General features: G+C 74.6%; 14 protein-coding genes and 1 pseudogene. 2 read left to right on the plus strand and 13 right to left on the minus strand.

Annotated features, from left to right (window positions below):
• Positions 1-804 precede the first annotated feature (804 nt).
• The 9 genes and pseudogenes from AB0O36_RS08610 to infC all read right to left on the minus strand — a co-directional run bounded on the left by AB0O36_RS08610 (position 805) and on the right by infC (position 11,261).
• Entirely contained in the window at positions 805-1,737 is a 933-nt protein-coding gene (locus AB0O36_RS08610; protein ID WP_365106185.1) for a SpoIIE family protein phosphatase, read from the minus strand.
• Positions 1,738-2,979: 1,242 nt separating this feature from the next.
• Positions 2,980-3,612: pseudogene (locus AB0O36_RS08615) on the minus strand (SpoIIE family protein phosphatase); the annotation flags it as partial.
• A gap of 175 nt (positions 3,613-3,787) precedes the next feature.
• Positions 3,788-6,313, minus strand: a complete 2,526-nt coding sequence (gene pheT, locus AB0O36_RS08620) for a phenylalanine--tRNA ligase subunit beta (RefSeq protein WP_365105998.1) — start codon at positions 6,311-6,313, stop codon at positions 3,788-3,790.
• Positions 6,313-7,443 (minus strand): phenylalanine--tRNA ligase subunit alpha, encoded by a 1,131-nt coding sequence (gene pheS / locus AB0O36_RS08625; RefSeq protein ID WP_365106000.1) that lies wholly within the window; start codon positions 7,441-7,443, stop codon positions 6,313-6,315. Before pheS ends, pheT begins: the two co-directional genes overlap by 1 nt.
• Positions 7,444-7,588: 145 nt before the next feature.
• Positions 7,589-8,689, minus strand: a complete 1,101-nt coding sequence (locus AB0O36_RS08630; RefSeq protein ID WP_365106003.1) for an ATP-binding protein — start codon at positions 8,687-8,689, stop codon at positions 7,589-7,591.
• Between the two features lie 56 nt (positions 8,690-8,745).
• On the minus strand, positions 8,746-9,603 hold the full coding sequence (locus AB0O36_RS08635; protein ID WP_365106006.1) for an RNA methyltransferase: 858 nt from the start codon (positions 9,601-9,603) through the stop codon (positions 8,746-8,748).
• Positions 9,604-9,778: 175 nt separating this feature from the next.
• Positions 9,779-10,171 (minus strand): 50S ribosomal protein L20, encoded by a 393-nt coding sequence (gene rplT / locus AB0O36_RS08640; protein WP_365106009.1) that lies wholly within the window; start codon positions 10,169-10,171, stop codon positions 9,779-9,781.
• A gap of 108 nt (positions 10,172-10,279) precedes the next feature.
• Positions 10,280-10,474: a 50S ribosomal protein L35 gene (gene rpmI, locus AB0O36_RS08645; RefSeq protein WP_030192941.1), complete on the minus strand. Its 195-nt coding sequence runs from the start codon at positions 10,472-10,474 to the stop codon at positions 10,280-10,282.
• Between the two features lie 106 nt (positions 10,475-10,580).
• Positions 10,581-11,261: a translation initiation factor IF-3 gene (infC, locus tag AB0O36_RS08650; RefSeq protein WP_365106011.1), complete on the minus strand. Its 681-nt coding sequence runs from the start codon at positions 11,259-11,261 to the stop codon at positions 10,581-10,583.
• 333 nt (positions 11,262-11,594) lie between these two features.
• Between infC and AB0O36_RS08655 the strand changes: the two genes are divergently transcribed.
• Positions 11,595-11,969 carry a DUF1844 domain-containing protein gene (locus AB0O36_RS08655; protein WP_365106013.1) on the plus strand — a complete coding sequence of 125 codons (375 nt, stop codon included), beginning with the start codon at positions 11,595-11,597 and terminating at the stop codon, positions 11,967-11,969.
• A 128-nt stretch (positions 11,970-12,097) separates the two neighbouring features.
• On the opposite strand, the gene AB0O36_RS08660 is transcribed toward AB0O36_RS08655, so the two are convergent.
• From AB0O36_RS08660 to AB0O36_RS08670, 3 genes are all read right to left on the minus strand, one after another.
• Positions 12,098-12,838 (minus strand): SseB family protein, encoded by a 741-nt coding sequence (locus AB0O36_RS08660; protein ID WP_365106016.1) that lies wholly within the window; start codon positions 12,836-12,838, stop codon positions 12,098-12,100.
• A 12-nt stretch (positions 12,839-12,850) separates the two neighbouring features.
• The gene (gene mycP, locus AB0O36_RS08665; protein ID WP_365106188.1) at positions 12,851-13,993 is read right to left on the minus strand and encodes a type VII secretion-associated serine protease mycosin; all 1,143 of its coding nucleotides are present in this window, start codon (positions 13,991-13,993) and stop codon (positions 12,851-12,853) included.
• A 104-nt stretch (positions 13,994-14,097) separates the two neighbouring features.
• Positions 14,098-14,766, minus strand: a complete 669-nt coding sequence (locus AB0O36_RS08670; protein WP_365106018.1) for a hypothetical protein — start codon at positions 14,764-14,766, stop codon at positions 14,098-14,100.
• Between the two features lie 552 nt (positions 14,767-15,318).
• On the opposite strand from AB0O36_RS08670, the gene AB0O36_RS08675 reads away from it, so the two are divergent.
• A complete protein-coding gene (locus AB0O36_RS08675) occupies positions 15,319-16,521 on the plus strand; it encodes an amino acid deaminase/aldolase (protein ID WP_365106021.1) in 1,203 nt (400 codons plus the stop codon).
• Between the two features lie 52 nt (positions 16,522-16,573).
• Here the strand turns inward: AB0O36_RS08675 and AB0O36_RS08680 are convergent, their stop codons facing one another.
• Complete coding sequence (locus AB0O36_RS08680; RefSeq protein WP_365106024.1) at positions 16,574-17,884, minus strand: HAD family hydrolase; 1,311 nt, start codon at positions 17,882-17,884, stop codon at positions 16,574-16,576.
• Between the last annotated feature and the right edge of the window lie 248 nt (positions 17,885-18,132).

Genomic DNA, 18,132 nt, shown 5'->3' on the forward strand with positions numbered 1-18,132 from the left:
GCCGGCCCCCACCCACCCGGGCCCGGCCCACCGCGGCTCCGCCGGCTCCACGCGGCCTCCCTCGGCCCCGCCGGAGCGGGCGGACCGCCCGCGCACCGCCCGCGTACCGCCCGCGGACATCCGCCGACAACGCCCTGCCCTCCGGCCCGAGCGGGCCCAACGAACACACGGCCCCCGGCGGGCCCGCAGCCGCCTCGGACACACCGCGCCGACGGGTACGGCGACCACGGCGGGCGTGCAGGCCCGGCGATACGGCGGCCCGGCGACCACGGCGGGCGTGCCGGGACACGGCCCCGCGGGCACCGCAGCCCCCGCGGGCACCCGGCCGCCGCGGGTACGGCGACCACGGCGGACGTGCAGGACCGGCGGGCACGGCGGCCCACCCTGGCGCGCAGCCCCTGCGATACGGCGGCCCGGCGACCACGGCGGGCGTGCCGGGACACGGCCCAGCGGGCACCGCAGCCCCCGCGGGCACCCGGCCGCCGCGGGTACGGGCGGCCGGCTTCGACACGCGGGCACGCAGCCCCGGCGGGTACGGCGGCCGCCGCAGGAGCGCCGGGACACAGCCCCGCGGGCACCGCAGCCCCTGGGCACGCGGCCCTGGCGGGCACCCTGCGCACCCGGCCTGTGCAGGCACCACACCATCCTGCGCACCCGGCCCGTACAGGCACCCGCACCATCCTGTGCACGCAGCCGCGGTGGGCACGCGTCCTCCCCGGGCGCCCTGCGGACGCAGCCCCGTCGGGGGCCGCGGCACCACGTGGGCCGCAGCCGCGGTGGGCGCGCAGCAGCGGTGGGTGTCGCCTACCGGCGCAGCACCAGCAGGGCGACGTCATCGGAGAGTTGCCCTCCGGTGTGGCGCAGCAGCGCGTCGTGCACGCTCGCGACCAGCTGCGCCGGGGTGGCGGTGGTGGCGGCTGCCCGGGCGACGGCTTCGCCGAGCGGGAAGTGCTGACCGTCGCGGTCACGGGCCTCGGCGGCGCCGTCGGTGTGCAGGAACAGCCCTTCGCCGTGGCGGAGCTTTCCGCAGTTCTGCGCCGCGAGTTCGTCCGGCAGCGGCCATACGCCGAGGGGCGGCAGGGTCTCGCCGCCGTCCAGCCGCTTCGGCTCCGCGGGTGGGTGCGGGGCGCCGTGCTGCGTCCGCTGCGCGTCGGCCCGCGGCTCCGCCGCGTCCCCCTGCGGGGCTTTCCCCCACCCCGCCCCTTCCCGAAACCGGGACTCCGCCCCGGACCCCACACAGGACTCCGCCCCGGACCCCTCATGGGGCTCCGTCCCAACCCCCGTACGGGACTCCGTCGCTGATGCGACATGGGGCTCAGCCCCGGCCCTGTCGTGAGGCTCCGCCCCGCGCCCCCATCGGGGCGCCGCCCCGGATTCCACCTGGGTCCCCGCCCCGGCCCCGTTGAGGGGTTCGGCCCCGGAACCCTCGTGGCGCTCTGCACCGGACACCGCGTGCGGCTCCGCGCCGGCCCCGTCGAGGGGCTCTGTTTCGGCCGCCTCGTGGGGCGCTGCCCCGGACCTCTCGGATGCCTTCGCCTCGAACCCCGCGCGGGTGTCAGCCCCAGAGCCCTCGTGAGGCTCAGCCCCGGACCCGTTGTGAGCCTCCGCCCAAGACCGTTCAGGCATCTTCGCCCCGCTCCCCGCACGGGACTCCACCCCGGGCATTGCATGGGGCACGGCCCCGGGCGCCACGTGGGTCCCTGCCCCCTGAGCCACGTGGGCCTCTGCCCCGGGCATTGCATTGGCCTCTGCCCCGGACCCGTCGTCGGGCTCCGCCCCGAGCCTCGGGCTGGGCTCCGCCTTGGACACCTGGTGGGGCTGCGCCCCGGAACCCACGCGGGCCCCGGTACCGGCGGCAGCCGACCGGCTCCCTGTGCCGGCACGGGCGGCCGATGGCTGGATCGGGACCGCGCAGCGGGCCGAGAGCACCCGGCTCCGGGGCGCGGCCCCGGCCTGGGGCAGCGGCCCGGCCTGGGGCTGGGGCCCGGCCTGGGGCAGCGGCCCGGCCTGGGGCTGGGGCCCGGCCTGGGGCAGCGGCCCGGCCTGGGGCAGCGGCCCGGCCTGGGGCAGCGGCCCGGCCTGGGGCAGCGGCCCGGCCCCATCGGGGCTTCGGGGCTCGGCCCCGGCCGGGGTCCGGGGCTCCGCCCCGGTTTGGGGAAGGGGCGGGGTGGGGAAATCACAGCCCGCGGCGGGCACGCCGGCCACATCGCCCACGCCGACGACCGGGGCCTCGAACGGCACGCCGCAGCCCCCCGGGACACCGGGTGCACCGGGCACCGCAGACACTGCGGACGCACCGGACACTGCGGACAGGCCAAAGACCGCGGGCTCGCTGCTGGACGCACCGAACACCGCGGGTTCGCCCGGCACGGCGCGCACGCCGGACGCCTCGGGCTCCGCGGGCGCCCCGAGTACGGCGGACCCGCCGGACTCGGACGGCACCACGGGCACACCGGGCGCAGCGGGGACCGCCGACTCACCCGACACCGCCGACTCGCCGGACGCCACCGGCTCGCCAGACGTACAGGGCGCCACAGGCACGCCGAACACGCCAGACGCCGTGCGCACAGCGGGCCCCACGGGCTCACCGGGAACGGACGGCACCGCCGACACCGCGGGCACGCCAGACGCACCGGGCACCACAGACACACCGAACACGGCCGGCACGCCCGACGCCGCCGGCACGCCCGGCACGGCGGGCACGGCCGGCACCGCGGGATCACCGAGCTCACCGGGCGCCGGCAGCACCGCCGGCACCCCGACCGCGGACGACACCGCGGGGGCGCGGGACACGCCGGGCTCGCCAGACACGGACGGCACCGCGGGCACGCGCACCGCGGGCACGCCGGCCACGGACGGCACCTCGGGCACACCAGGCACCGCGAGCTCGCCAGGCACGGACGGCACCGCGGGCACGCCAGGCAGGCCGGGGTCGCCGGACAGCGGTGGGGCGGGCGTCGGCGCCGAGGCGGTCGCCGGGAGGTGGTAGGGCCAGGGGTGGCCGCAGTTCAGGGCGGTCAGGGTGCCGTCGCGGCCGATCTCCAGCAGGAGGACGGTCACGAACTCCTCCGCGAGCGGGGACTCCGCCTCCGCGCCCCCCACGAGGTGCTCCAGCGCGGCCCGGTCCCGCAGGTGGCGGGCCAGCGCGCGTTCCATCCGCCGCAGCACCCCCGCCAGGGCCGGCTCGTCGTACGCCGCCTCCCGGAACGCCCCGAGGACCGCCGCCGCCGCGCCCAGCGCCGGCGCCCCGTGTCCCCGTACGTCGCCCATGACCACCCGCACCCCGTGGGGCGTCGGCAGCGCGTCGTAGAGGTCGCCGCCCACTTCCGCCCCGTGCACCGCGGCCAGCGCCAGGCCGTCGACACGCGGCGGCAGCGGCCGGAGCAGGGCCTGCTGGGCGGCGCCGGCGATCTCCCGGGTGCGGCGCAGCTCTTCGAGCAGCCGCTGCCGGATGTGCAGCACGCTGCCGCCCGCCAGCATCAGGAACGCCGCGCACGTCGCCAGGCTCGGCACCAGTGCTCCCGGGGAGGACAGCTCCCAGGACACCGCGGCACCGCCCCATGCGAGGACGCACGCCTGGCGCACCCGGGGCATCTCCCCGCGCATCGTCATCTCTTTCCGGCCTCCCCTCGGCCGGGAACGATTGTGTCGACCACCCGCTGCGCGGGACACGGGTCACCGGCGTTCTCACCCGAATGAGTGAGGAATCGCCGGATCCCCGGAAAAACGGAAAGGGGCGCGTCCGGTGCTCCCGGACGCGCCCCTCAGCTCGGTCGTGCGGCAGGGCTCACGCCCCGCGCAGCACCGCCCCGGTGCGCTCCGACGCCAGCGCCACCGCCGCGTCGCGGGCGGCCGTGGACTCCTCGGCCGTCAGCGTGCGGTCGGGGGCGCGGAAGCGCAGCGCGTACGCCAGGGACTTCTTGCCCTCGCCGATCTGCTCGCCGGTGAAGACGTCGAACAGGCGGAGCGATTCGAGCAGTTCGCCCGCACCCTTGCGGAGTGCGGCCTCCACCGTGGTGGCCGGCACCGAGGCGTCGACGACCAGCGCGACGTCCTGGGTGGCCACCGGGAAGGAGGAGATCCGCGGGGCCGTCACCGGCTCGCCGCCGGCCGCCGCGAGGCGGTCCAGGTCGATCTCCATGGCGCAGGTCCGGGCCGGCAGGCCCATCGCCTTGACCACCCGCGGGTGCAGCTCACCGGCGTGGCCGATGACCGTCTCCACCCCGTTGAGGGTGACGATCAGCTCGGCGCACCGGCCGGGGTGCCACGGACCGTACTGGCCCCCGCGGATCACCAGCTCGGTACCGGCCTCGCGGGCCAGCGAGCGGGCGGCCTCGACCGCGTCCGCCCAGTCCGACGGGCGGCCCTTGCCCCACCAGCCGGCCTGCTCGCGGGCACCGGCCAGCACGACCGCGGCGTAGCGCGGCTGGGCGGGCAGGGCCGCGTCGAGGGTGGCGATCTCCTCGTCGGTGGGACGGCGGTCCACCGGCAGCCGGACCGCGAGGCCCGGCCGGGCGCCGGCCCGGAAGACCGAACCGGTCTCGAACAGGGCGAGGTCGTGGCTGCCCCGGCTGTCGTTGCGGCGCAGCGCGCCCAGCAGGCCCGGCAGCAGCGTGGTGCGCAGCGCCGGCTCCTCGTCGGACAGCGGGTTGACCAGCTTGACCACCTGGCGGGCGGCGTCGTGCGCGGGCAGCTGGAGCTGGTCGAAGACCTTCTCGCCGATGAACGGGTAGCTGAGCGCCTCGACGTAGCCGGCCCCGGCGAGCGCGCGGCCGACCCGGCGGTGCAGCACCTGGCGCGGGGTCAGGCCCCGGCCGGAGGGCACCTGCGGCAGCGTGGAGGGCAGGTTGACGTAGCCCTCCAGCCGGATGATCTCCTCGGCGAGGTCGTTGGGCGCGGCGAGGTCCGGGCGCCAGCTCGGGACCGTGACGACGAGCTCGTCCTGGCCGTGGACGGCGCAGCCGATCTCCTGGAGGCGGCGGACGACGGTCTCGCGGCCGTAGTCCATGCCCGCGACCCGGTCCGGGTGGTCCGCGCGCATCGCGATGGTGCGCGGGGCGGCCGGGGCGGCGACCTCGGTGACGCCGGCCTCGGCGGTGCCGCCGGCCAGCAGCACCAGCAGGTCGACGGTGCGCTGCGCGGCGGCGGCCGCGGCCTGCGGGTCCACGCCGCGCTCGAAGCGCTTGGAGGACTCGGAGGACAGCTTCAGCCGGCGGGCGGTCCGGGAGATCGACACCGCGTCGAAGTGCGCGGCCTCGATGACCACCTCGGTGGTGCCGGTGACCAGGCCCGTCTCGGGGTCGGTCACGGAGTCGGCGATCTCGGAGTTGGCGCCGCCCATGACGCCGGCGAGGCCGATCGGCCCGCTCGCGTCGGTGATCACCAGGTCCTCGGCGTCGAGGGTACGGACGACCCCGTCGAGGGTGGTGAACTTCTCGCCCTGCTCGGCGCGGCGGACGCCGATGGTGCCGTCGACGCGGGAGCGGTCGTAGGCGTGCAGCGGCTGGCCGAGCTCCAGCATCACGTAGTTGGTGACGTCCACGGCCAGCGAGATCGGGCGCATGCCGGCCTTCTGCAGGCGGCGCTGCAGCCAGATCGGGGAGCGGGCCTCGGGGTCGAGGCCGACGACCGTGCGGGCGGTGAAGCGGTCGCAGCCGGCCGGGTCCTCGACCTTGACCGGGTAGCCGTAGGAGTTCGGCGCCGGGACGTCGAGCAGCGCGGGGTCGCGCAGCGGCAGCCCGTAGGCGGTGGCGATCTCGCGGGCGATGCCGCGCATGGACATGCAGTAGCCGCGGTCCGGGGTGACGTCGATGTGCAGGACCTCGTCGACGAGCTCCAGCAGCTCGATGGCGTCGGTGCCGGCCTCGTGCTCCGGCGGCAGCACGATGATGCCGTGCGAGCCGTCGTCGGGCATGCCCAGCTCGCTGTCGGAGCAGATCATGCCGTGCGAGGTCTTGCCGTACGTCTGGCGCGCGGCGATCGCGAAGTCGCCGGGCAGGACGGCGCCGGGGAGGACCACGACGACCTTGTCGCCGACGGCGAAGTTCCGGGCGCCGCAGACGATCTCCTGCGGCTCGCCGGTGCCGTTGGCGGCGCCGACGTCGACGGTGCAGAAGCGGATCGGCTTCTTGAAGCCCTCCAGCTCCTCGATGGTGAGCACCTTGCCGACGACCAGGGGGCCCTTGATCCCGCCGAGCTGCTCGACGGTCTCGACCTCCAGGCCGGCGTCGATCAGCTTGGCGGCCACGTCGCGGCCGGTGGTGCCGGCGGGGAGGTCGACGTACTCCCGCAGCCAGGAAAGCGGGACCCGCATCAGATCTCCATCCCGAACGGCCGGGTGAACCGGATGTCACCCTCGACCATGTCTCGCATGTCTTCAACGTTGTGGCGGAACATCAGCATCCGCTCGATGCCGAACCCGAAGGCGAAGCCGGAGTAGACCTCGGGGTCCACGCCACAGGCCACCAGCACCTTGGGGTTGACCATGCCGCAGCCGCCGAGCTCGATCCAGCCCTCGCTGGAGCAGGTGCGGCAGGGGCGGTCGGGGTTGCCCACCGACTCGCCGCGGCACACGTAGCACTGCATGTCCATCTCGGCGGACGGCTCGGTGAACGGGAAGAAGTGCGGGCGGAGCCGGGTGGTGGTGTCCTCGCCGAAGAGCTCCTTGACCATGTGGTCGATGGTGCCCTTGAGGTCGGCCATGGTCAGGCCCTTGTCCACGGCGAGCAGCTCGACCTGGTGGAACACGGGGGTGTGGGTGGCGTCCAGCTCGTCGGTCCGGTACACGCGGCCGGGGCACACGATGTAGACGGGCGGCTCGCGGCGCTCCAGCAGGGCGCGCGCCTGCACCGGGGAGGTGTGGGTGCGCAGCACGACGCCGGACTCGTCGCCCTCGGTGCCCTCGGGGCCCCGGACGAAGAAGGTGTCCTGCATCTGGCGCGCCGGGTGGTCGGGCGTGAAGTTGAGGGCGTCGAAGTTGAACCACTCCGCCTCGACCTCGGGGCCCTCGGCCACCTCGTAGCCCATGGACACGAAGACGTCCGCGATGCGGTCCATCAGCGTGGTCAGGGGGTGCCGGGCGCCGGACGGGATCCGGTCGTACGGCAGCGTGACGTCCACCGCCTCCTCGACCAGCACCCGCTCGTCGCGCTCCGTTTCGAGCTGCGCGAGGCGCTCCGCGAACGCCTTGTTCACGGCGCCGCGGGCCTGGCCGATCCGCTTGCCGGCCTCGGCCTTGGCCTGGGGCGGCAGCGCGCCGATCTCGCGGTTGGCGAGGGCCAGGGGCGAGGTTCCGCTGGTGTGGGCGGTCTTCGCGTGCGCCAGTGCGTCGAGGTCGCCGGCGGCCGCGAAGGCGGCGAGCGCCTCGTCCCGCATGCGCTCGATCTCTTCCGGTTTCAGTGCCTCGACCTCGACAGGGTCGTACGACTTGTTCGGTGCCGACATCTCTTCCCGTACTTCCGATGGCTGGCTGGTGGTCCGCGCGACGCATGGTGTTCGCCACAAGGACACAAAGGTGCCAAAGGACGAGTCTAAAGGTCGCCGGGGATGGAGGGGCCCGTGGGCCGCCTGGCGAGACCGTCCGCAGTGGCTACTGCGTGAGGTAGGCCGGCGCGCCGACGGGCAGGATAAATCGGAACTCGGCGCCGCCTCCGGGGCCGCGGCCGACCGTGATCGTCCCGCCGTGGGCCTCGACGATGCCCTTGACGATGTACAGGCCCAGCCCGGTGCCGCCGCGCTTGCTGCCCCGCCAGAAGCGGGTGAAGACGCGGCCCATGGACTCCTCGGGGATGCCGGGGCCTTCATCGGTCACGGTGACGGCTGTTCCCTTCTCGTGCGGGCTCACATCGATGGTGACCGTTCCGTCTCCGTGTCGCACCGCATTTTCCAGAAGATTGCCCAGGATCTGATCGACCTTGTCCGGGTCTGCCCACAGGTCGGGCAGCGGGCGACTCACCCGGACGAGGAACCGGTCGGGGGCCTGGCCGTTCGCGGTGAGGGCCTGGACGTGCCGGCCGACGGCGGTGGCGAGGTCCACCGGCTGCCGCCGCACCTCCAGCCGGCCGGAGTCGATGCGGGAGATGTCGAGGAGTTCGGCGATCAGCCGGGTGACCCGGTTGGCGTCGGCGTCCACCGTCTCCAGCATGAGCCGCTTCTGGTCGTCGGTGAAGCGCTCCCACTTGGCCAGCAGGGTGGCGGTGAAGCCCTTGACCGAGGTCAGCGGGGAGCGCAGTTCGTGCGCGACGGTGGCGATCAGCTCGGCGTGGCTGCGCTCGGTGCGGCGGCGCGCCTCGGTGCCGCGCAGGGTGACGACCAGGCGGCGCAGCGGCCCGGCCGGACCGCTGCGGACGTACCGGGCGGAGACGAGGACCTCGCGTCCGCCGGGCAGCAGCAGGTTGCGCTCGGGCTGCCGGCAACGGGTGGCGAGACCCCCGTACGGGTCGGTGAGCGCCCACCAGCGGCGCCCGTCGAGGTCTTCCAGAGGCAGGGCGCGCTCGATGCGCGCGCCCAGGGCGTCCTGCGGGGAGATGGCGGTGATCCGGGCGGCGGCCCGGTTGAAGCAGATCACCCGTCCGGTGTCGTCCGCGACCACCAGCCCGTCGGGCAGTTCGTCCGGGTCCAGCCCGAAACAGTCCTGCGCCCCGGGGGCGACCGCGGCCTGCCGCGGAGAGCTGTTCGTACCGACGGTCATGTCCCCGTACCCCACATCTCTTCAGGAGCGCGGAGGGCCCCCGGGCCGCCACATTACTAGCTGGGGGTCACGCTGCGGCACCCTCCGGGCGCCCGCTGTGCTCGCGCGGAGGCGTACAGGCACACCGCCGCCGCCGTGGCGAGGTTCAGGCTCTCCGCCTTGCCGTGGATCGGCACCCGTACGACCGCGTCGGCCAGGGCGCGGGTCTCCTCGGGCAGGCCCCACGCCTCGTTGCCGAAGATCCATGCCGAGGGGCTGCCCATGGTGCCGGCGTCGAGTTCGGCGTCGAGGTCGTGCTCCCCCGCCCCGTCGGCGGCCAGGATCCGCACGCCGGCCGCGCGCAGGCCCTCGACGGCCTGCTCCACGGGGACGCCGACGGCCACCGGCAGGTGGAAGAGGGAGCCGACGGAGGCGCGGACCGACTTGGGGTTGTAGAGGTCCACGGAGGCGTCGGTGAGCACCACCGCGTCGGCGCCGGCGGCGTCGGCACAGCGCAGTACGGTGCCCGCGTTCCCGGGGTCGCGGACGTGCGCCAGCACGGCGACCAGCTTGGGCCCGGCCTTGAGGATCTCCTCGAAGGGCGAGTCGAGGAAGTGGCAGACGCCGACCAGGCCCTGCGGGGTGACCGTCTGGGAGACCTCGGCGAGCACCTCGTCGGAGGCGTAGTGGACGCGGGCTCCGGCGTCGCGCGCCGCGGAGACGATGTCGGCGTAGCGCTCGGCGGCCTCGACGGTGGCGAAGAGCTCGATCAGGGTGGGCCCGGCCTCGCCGCGGTGCTCGACGGCCTCCCGTACGGCCTGCGGACCCTCGGCGATGAAGCGGCGCTCCTTGGTGCGGAAGTTGCGCCGCGCGAGCCGGCGGGCGGCGGCCACCCGGGGGTTGCGCGGGGAGATCAGCTCGGCGGGGGTAGCCATGTCCTGTCGGTTCTCTCTCGGGGCTGCGGAGGCTCGGGGCTGCGGAGGCTCGGGGCGGCGGGGCACCGGGCCCGGGGCACTCGGCCTGCGGGGCTCCGGGCCGGGGGAAAGCACCCGGACCCGCAGGCGAGACGCCTGCGGGTCCGGGATCAGCCTGGTGGGGCTACTGCTGCCGTCAGGCGGCAGCGGGCGCCTTCGGGGCGTTGACGTCGGCCGGAAGCGCCTTCTGCGCGACCTCGACCAGCGCGGCGAACGCGTTGATGTCGTTGACGGCCAGCTCGGCGAGGATCTTGCGGTCCACCTCGATGTTGGCGGCCTTCAGACCCTGGATGAGGCGGTTGTACGTCATGCCGTTCTGGCGGGCAGCGGCGTTGATGCGCTGGATCCACAGCTGACGGAAGTCGCCCTTGCGCTTCTTGCGGTCGTTGTAGTTGTAGACCAGCGAGTGGGTGACCTGCTCCTTGGCCTTGCGGTACAGGCGCGAACGCTGACCGCGGTAGCCGGAGGCCGCCTCGAGGATCGCCCGGCGCTTCTTGTGGGCGTTTACTGCCCGCTTGACGCGTGCCACTTGTTAACTCCTTGTAGCGGGGCCGTGGTTGTGTTCACACGGCCCGAAATCGATTGGGTCCCGGTCCAGACGTCTCGCCCCGCTCCGCATTGAGGGAGCGGGCGGACATCACTTGCCGAGAAGCTTCTTGATCTTCGCGGCGTCGCCCGGGGCCATCTCGGCGTTGCCGGTGAGGCGACGCGTCAGCTTGGACGACTTGTGCTCGAGCAGGTGGCGCTTGCCGGCGCGCTCACGGAGCACCTTGCCGGAGCCGGTGATCTTGAAGCGCTTCTTGGAACCGCTGTGGGTCTTGTTCTTCGGCATAGCGCCGTTATCTCCTCGTCGGTGCCGCTCCCGCCGGTCCGTTTCCGGACCGGCGCACCGGAGCGTCAGTTGTGTGGGGTTGATTCCGGGACGGGCTGCCCCGGGATCAGGCCTCGGCGGACGGCTGGTCTTCGACCTGCTCCTCGACCTGGGCCTCGGCAGCGTCCTCGGCGGGCGCGTCCGCGACCAGGCCCTGACGCTCGGCCTTGCGGGCGGCCTGCGCCTCGCGGGCCTCGGCCATCGCCTCGGTCTTCTTCTTGTGCGGACCCAGGACCATGATCATGTTGCGGCCGTCCTGCTTCGGGTTCGACTCGACGAAACCGAGGTCCTGGACGTCCTCCGCCAGGCGCTGCAGCAGTCGGTAGCCGAGCTCCGGGCGGGACTGCTCGCGACCACGGAACATGATCGTGATCTTGACCTTGTCGCCCTGCTTGAGGAACCGTACGACGTGACCCTTCTTGGTGTCGTAGTCGTGCGGGTCGATCTTCGGCCGGAGCTTCATCTCCTTGATGACCGTGTGCGCCTGGTTCTTGCGCGCCTCACGGGCCTTCATGGCCGACTCGTACTTGAACTTGCCGTAGTCCATGAGCTTGCAGACGGGCGGACGGGCGTTCGCCGCGACCTCGACCAGGTCGAGGTCGTACTCCTGCGCAAGCTCGAGGGCCTTGGCAAGCGGAACAATCCCGACCTGCTCGCCGCTGGGACCGACAAGTCGCACCTCGGGAACGCGAATCCGGTCGTTGATGCGGGGCTCGGCGCTGATGGATCCTCCTAGGTAGCACCACACGACTGCCTGGCAGACAGTCGTGCATGTCTGTTTGAACGGACCACCGCGGGCGGAACGCAAAAACGCCCCGGACGGGACACAGGCAGGCGCTCCAAACACAACCGGAGCACCGCCGCGTCGACCGCGGGGCGCAGACTCGGGCGGCTTTCCATCGTCCGTACGGAACGATGGATGCCGCCTGACCGGAAGACCTGCCGCCCCGGAGGGTGGTCAGGTGGGAGTTCGGAGCCTCCACTTGTGGGCCGGGGACATGCGTCTCCGGCCGGTCGTCACACAAGGTTAGCACCCACGCCCCGGGGAGACCAATCCGAGCCACCGCTTATGGTGAAGGACATGACTGACGCGACCCCCACCGCTCCCGAGACCTCCGCCGCCCCCGACTACGACGCCATGACCCGTGACATCGCGGACGTGCCCGCCGTCGAGGTGATCACCACGGTGGCGGTCCACCTGCTGAGCGCCGCCGCGGTCAACCTGGGCCTGGACAAGCCGGACTCCGAGCACAAGGACCTCGACGAGGCCCGCAAGCTGATCACCGCGCTGGCCGGTCTGGTGACCGCGAGCGCCACCGAGATCAGCTCCTTCCACGCGGCTCCGCTGCGTGACGGCCTGAAGTCCCTCCAGCTGGCCTTCCGCGAGGCCTCCCTCGTCCAGGACGAGCCGGGCCAGGGCCCGGGCGAGAAGTTCACCGGTCCCGTCTACTCCTGACCGCCGGACCCGAGGACGACACACCACACCTCAACGTTGAGGTGTGGTGCTGCCAAAAGGGCGCATGCGCAGCGCGCATGCGCCCTTTTCGCTGCCCCGGGGCCGGGTCAGCGGGTCCGGGGCAGGGGTCAACGGGTGAAGAGCGGCTCCCCCGGCGGCGCGGGCGCGTCCGCCGGCAGCAGGGCCATCTCCAGCCCGCGCACCAGCCGCTCCCGCAGCGTCTCGTCGCCGGCCAGCGCCTCCGCCACCCGGCGCGCCCCCGCGGCCGGGTCGGCACCGTCCGCCAGCACCACCGCGAGCACCCCGTCGGCGGAGGGGCCGCCCGGCAGCAGGTGGGCGCGGAGCACCGACGGCTCCCCGGCCACCGCCGCCCGCACGGCGTCCCGGACGGCCGGGTCGGCCAGCGGGTCCGCGTCCGTACGGCCCTCCGCGAGGGCCCTCAGCGCCGGTCCGGTCAGCTGGTACGCCACCGGGCCCGCGAGGTCCACGACCACGGTGTCGGCCCGCTCGTGGGCGGCGGCCCGCAGCGCCTGGTGGAGCGGTACGGCGACCGGGCGGGCCGCCGGGTCCCAGCGGGCCAGCGAGGAGAGCGAGGTGAAGGCGGGCAGCGCCCGCCGGTTCCCGGCGGTGAGGGTCGGCACGGCCATGTCGCTGGTCTTCTCGCGCTTCAGGCCGGTCTCCGGGTCGGTCTCCACCTCGCCGAGCACGGCCACCACCGGGACGAGCAGCCGGGCCCCGCTGAGTGCCGCCAGGACCTCCGGCTCCTTGGAGCGGTCCTCGGCCCAGGCGGCCAGGGCCGCGCTCAGCCGTGGGTCGGCGGAGCCGTCGTCGTCGGAGAAACCGGGGTCTGGGATGTTCTTCTGCTCCACAGTTACCCGACCCTATCCGGTGGACGCGGTACGCCGGCGCCGGGCGAGCAGCACGGCCGCCACCAGCAGCGCCAGGCCCGCACCCGCGGCCGCCCCGGCCTGGAGCCCGTGCCGGGGGCCGGCCGGGCGTTCCGGCTCCGGGCCGGAGCCGAAGTACCGGCTCTGGTGGGCGACCGGGGCCGGCAGCACGGACTCCGGCTTCCACCGTTCGCCCTTCTGCAGGGCGAGCACCGGGTCCACCAGGCCGCGGCCGCGCGAGTCGTCCCGGCCGCCGCGCGGACGGTCCGATGCGGTGTCCTCCAGCAGCCGCTTGACCTGGGACGGGGCCAGCTTGGGGTACTTGGCCCGGATCAGGGCGGCGGTACCGGACACGTACGCGGCGGCGGCACTGGTGCCCCAGCCGTCGTAGTACTTCCGGTCCGGGTCGGCGATCACCACCTCGTCACCGGGGGCGCTGACCGAGGCGTACCAGTTGCGGGTGGAGAAACTGGCGCGCCGGCCCTTGCGGTCCACGGCGGTGACCGCGATCACGCCCGGGTAGGCCGCCGGGTAGGAGACCGGGTGGCCCTTGCGGCCGCTGTTCCCGGCCGAGGCGACCACGACCACGCCCTTGGACAGGGCGTACTGGACGGCCTCGTCCTCGGCGGCTTCGTGGTGCGCGGACGAACTGTCGTCGCCGAGGGACATGTTGATCACGTCGGCGCCGTGGTCGGTGGCCCAGCGGATGCCCTCGGCGAGGGCGCCGCCCTTCTTCTCGCGGGCCTTGCCGCGGGCCGGGTCGCCCTCTTCCAGGATCACCCGGACGGGGAGGATCTTCGCGGCGGGGGCGATGCCCATCACCCCGGACCGGCGGTCGTCGCCGTGGCCGTGTCCCGCGATGATCCCGGCCATGGCGGTGCCGTGATGGGCCCACGCCTTGTCCCCCTGGACGGCTCCGAAGCCGACGAGGTCCTTGCCGGGCAGGACCCGGCCGGTGAGGTCGGGGTGGGTGCCGTCGACCCCGGTGTCGAGCAGGGCCACGGTGACCCCCTCGCCCCGGGTGATGCCCCACGCCTCCTCGGCGCGCAGCACGGTCAGCGCCCACTGCCTGTCGCGGTAGTTGTCGGCCGAGGCCGGCGTCCCCGTCACGGCGGGCAGCACCAGGCCGAGCAGCACGGCCAGGCAGGCCCGGGCCCGGAGGGCACCGGCCCGGGAGGCCGGGGTCCGGAAGGGGTGCGCGGGGGACGGACTCGGGACCGGACGCGGGATCGGACGCGGGATCACGATCGGGCCTCCGGTGCGGGGGGCGCCACCTGTGCGGCGAGCGCCGCTTCCAGGCCGTCGGCGACGGACTCGGCGGCGTGCCCGAGCCCGGCCAGCGCGACGGCACTGCGGTCGGCCGGCTTCATCGCGTCCTCGGCGGGCCGGGCCTGGGGGACGTCCCGTTTGTCGGCGAAGGCCGACACCGTGTACACCACCACGGGCGCGTCGGACCGTACGGACACCTTGTACGCGGCCCGCTGCCCGCCGCCGATGCCGAGCGCGGCGGGCGCGGAGAGCTGCCCGCGCAGTTCGTCCATCGCCTCGGGGCCGGCCGTCGTGAAGACCAGTCCGGCGGACACCAGGGAGCTGCGGGTCGCGTCGGTGTAGGTCGCGCGCAGCACCCGCGTGCAGCCGGTGTGCTCCATCTCCTTCTGCCATTCCTTCGACAGCCCCTCCGCACACTCCGTCCGGGGGGACACGGCGATCCGGGTCCACTTGCGGTCGGCCCCGCCGGGGCCGGCGCCGGCTCCGTCCAGGACCGGGGGGAAGAGCGCGTCGACCGGGGCGCGGTCCCAGAGCGTCCCCGCCCGCCGGTAGGTCTCCACGGCCGAGGACACGCGGTCCGCCTCCTGCCGGTCCTGCCAGAGCAACAGGCCGGCCCAGCCGAGCAGTCCGAGCCCGAGCACTCCGCACAGGACGGCGGCGGCGGTCCGGACGGGACGGGCGAAGTCGGCCGGGGCCGGAGGGGCGGCGGAGGCCGGGGATACGGCTGAAGCCGGAGAGAGGGCAGAGACCGGAGAGACCGCGGAGGCCGGAGGGACAGCGGAGGCCGGAGGGACAGCGGAGGCCGGAGAGTCGGCAGAAGCCGGAGAGACGGCGGAGGCCGGAGACGCAGCAGGCACCGGAGAGGCAGCGGGATCGGCGGAAGCCCGAGCCACAGCGGATCCGGCCGCGTCGGCAGACCCGGTGGACCCGGTGGACCCGGTGGACCCCGCGGAATCGCCGGGTATCCCGGCACCCGCACCCCGCCCGCTTCCCGAGTCGGCCGGCTCCGGTTCGGTGGCCGGGGCGGCCCAGGGCGCGGGCAGGGCCGCGTGAGGGTCGGTCGTCGTCATACGGCGCTCCGCCCCCTGTTCCGTGCCGCGGCTGCCTGCCCGTACTGTACGGCGCCGGGAAGGACCCATGACCGCCGCCTCCGGCCCCTACCCACCGGTAGACCCGTCTGGCAAGCTGCGCCCATGAACTCCCCCGCCTCGGACCGGGCCCGGTACGACCGGGCCACCGCCCACCTGGACGCGCCCCTGGCCGTCGTGGACTTGGCGGCGTTCGACGCCAACGCCGACGACGTCGTCCGGCGGGCGGCCGGCAAGCCCGTACGGGTCGCCAGCAAGTCCGTGCGCTGCCGGGCCCTGCTGGAGCGGGTGCTGGCCCGCCCGGGGTTCGCCGGGATCATGTCGTACACGCTGGCGGAGTCGTTGTGGCTGGCCCGGTCGGGGTTCGACGACGTGCTGCTGGCGTATCCGTCGGCGGACCGCGCGGGCTTCGCGGAGCTGGCCTCCGACCCCAAGCTCGCCGGTTCGGTCACCGTCATGGTCGACGACCCGGCACAGCTGGACCTGATCGAGGGGGCCCGGGAGGGCGGCCGGGAGGAGATCCGGGTCTGCCTGGAACTGGACACGGCGCTGCGGCTGTTCGGCGGCCGGGTGCGCGTCGGCGCCCGGCGCTCCCCGCTGCGCGAGCCGGCCGGGCTGGCCGGGCTGGCCCGGGCGGTGCAGCGGCGGCCCGGGTTCCGGGTGGTCGGGCTGATGGCGTACGAGGGCCATGTCGCGGGGGTCGGGGACGCCGTGGCGGGGCGGCCGCTGCGGTCGCGGGCGATCCGGCTGATGCAGGCCACGGCCCGCCGCGAACTGGCGGCCCGCCGGGCGGAGGTGGTGCGCGCCGTCCGGGAGGTGGTGCCGGATCTGGAGTTCGTCAACGGCGGTGGCACCGGCAGCGTGCAGCACACGGCGGCGGAGGCCGCGGTGACGGAGATCGCGGCGGGGTCGGGGCTGTACCAGCCCCGGCTGTTCGACAACTACACCTCCTTCTCGGGGCGGCCGGCCGCCCTGTTCGCGCTCCCGGTGGTCCGGCGGCCGGGGGTGGGGGTGGTGACCGTGCTGGGCGGCGGCTACCCGGCCTCGGGCGCGCCGGGTGCCGACCGGCTGCCGGAGCCGTACCTCCCGCGTGGGCTCCGCTACGACCCGCAGGAGGGGGCGGGCGAGGTGCAGACCCCGCTGCTCGGTGCTCCGGCCGACGACCTGCTGATCGGCGACCGGGTCTGGTTCCGGCACGCGAAGGCCGGGGAGCTGTGCGAGCGGTTCGAGCGGCTGCACCTGGTGGAGGGCGATGTGGTGACGGCCTCCGTCCCGACGTACCGGGGCGAAGGCCGCACCTTCCTCTAGGGCCTGTCCGACCCTGGTCCGCCGGACAGGCCCTGGCTGCCTGCGTGCCGGCTCAGAAGACGGTGTCCTGCTGGTCCGGGACGATGCTCCGGTCCCAGCGGCGCACCGGGCCGGTGGTGCCGTCCGGGTTGACGTACCCGGTGGTCGAGCAGGGGTAGGGGCCGGACTTCTGCTTCTTCGGCTCGATGAACATCGGGTTGACGATCCAGCGGCCGTCGCTGTTGTCGTAGGCCCGGCACATCAGCTCGTTCTTGTTGCGGTTGACCACCAGCCGGAGCGCGGTGGCGTCGCGGAGGAACGAGATGTCGGTGTCGGAGTCGCCGGCGGCGAAGACCTGGCGGCGGGCGGCCGGCTGGACCTTCTCGGCCGCGGCGCCGCGCACCCCGAAGATCTCCTTGTTGATCCAGCAGCGCTTGCCGTCGATGTACGTGATCATCGTGTCGGCGCCGTCGCGGACCGAGCCGCACCCCTGGAAGTGCGGGGTGAACGTGCCGCCGCGGGTGGTGGTGTTGCGGATGCCGATGACGTGGTCGGCGTCCACGCCGACGCCCTTCGCCCACACCTCGACCACGGGCTGCGGGGAGGCGGAGCTGATCCAGACGTCGATGCCGGCCTTCCGGAGCTTCCCGATCAGGTCCTTCTGCTGGTCGTAGTAGCGGACCCAGCCGGTGGCGGTGCCGCTGCCGACCTGCTGCTTGGCGCCGATGGGCGCGGCCAGGTTCTCGGTGCGGGCGGCGGCGGCGAAGGCGCGTACGTCCTTGGCGGTCCAGCCCTGCATCAGCTGGGGCAGCCAGGCGTACGAGGGCTCGGTGGTGCGGCGGTTCCAGCCGGCGAAGGCGGCCGCGCCGGCGGTGGTGGCGCCGGTGCCGTAGACGGCGTTGATCTGGTCGGCGCAGGCGGTGCCGGCCGGGGTGTGGGTGGGCAGCGGCTCGCCGGGGCGGCCGATCCCGTCGCAGGCCGTGGAGAGGGCGGCGGCCGCCTGGTCGGTGAGGTTCCGGCTGGTGGTGTGCCAGTCGCGGTGGGCGGGCTGGCGGATCTTCCCGTTGCGCAGCAGCCAGAACATGGTGGCGTCGCCGACGTCGTTCTTGACGACGGTGTTGTCCCAGTCGAAGACGGCGACGGGCTTGGAACGGGCGTCCCGGTACGGGTCGCAGCTGTGGTACCGGTCGATGAGCTGCTGGAGGCGGGCCTGGTTGGCGCCGTACCAGCCGCCGGCCAGCTGCGGGGCGGTGCAGCGGGCGGAGCCCGAGGGGGCCTGGGGGGCCGCCTGTGCCGCGGGGGCGGAGGCGGCGAGGGTGCCGGCGGCGACGGCCGCGGCGGCGCCGACGGCCTGGAGCCGCCGGAGGGTCTGGGAACGGGTCACTGAGGTGGATACTCCTGTCGTACCGAGGCCGGGGCGGCCTCAAGATCGTCAGGGACGCTAGACACGGCAGCCGGGCGTCGTGCGACGCCCGGCTGTCGGGGTGGTGGAGCGGGGGTGAACCGTCGGGGGGCGGTCCGGCTGCGGCGCCGGCCGGCCGGCCCGACGGGCGAGCCGACCCGGCGGGCGAGCCGACCCGGCGGGCGAGCCGACCCGGCGGGCGAGCCGACCCGGCGGGCGAGCCGACCCGG

Source organism: Streptomyces sp. NPDC089799 (assembly GCF_040684755.1).
GTDB lineage: Bacteria > Actinomycetota > Actinomycetes > Streptomycetales > Streptomycetaceae > Streptomyces.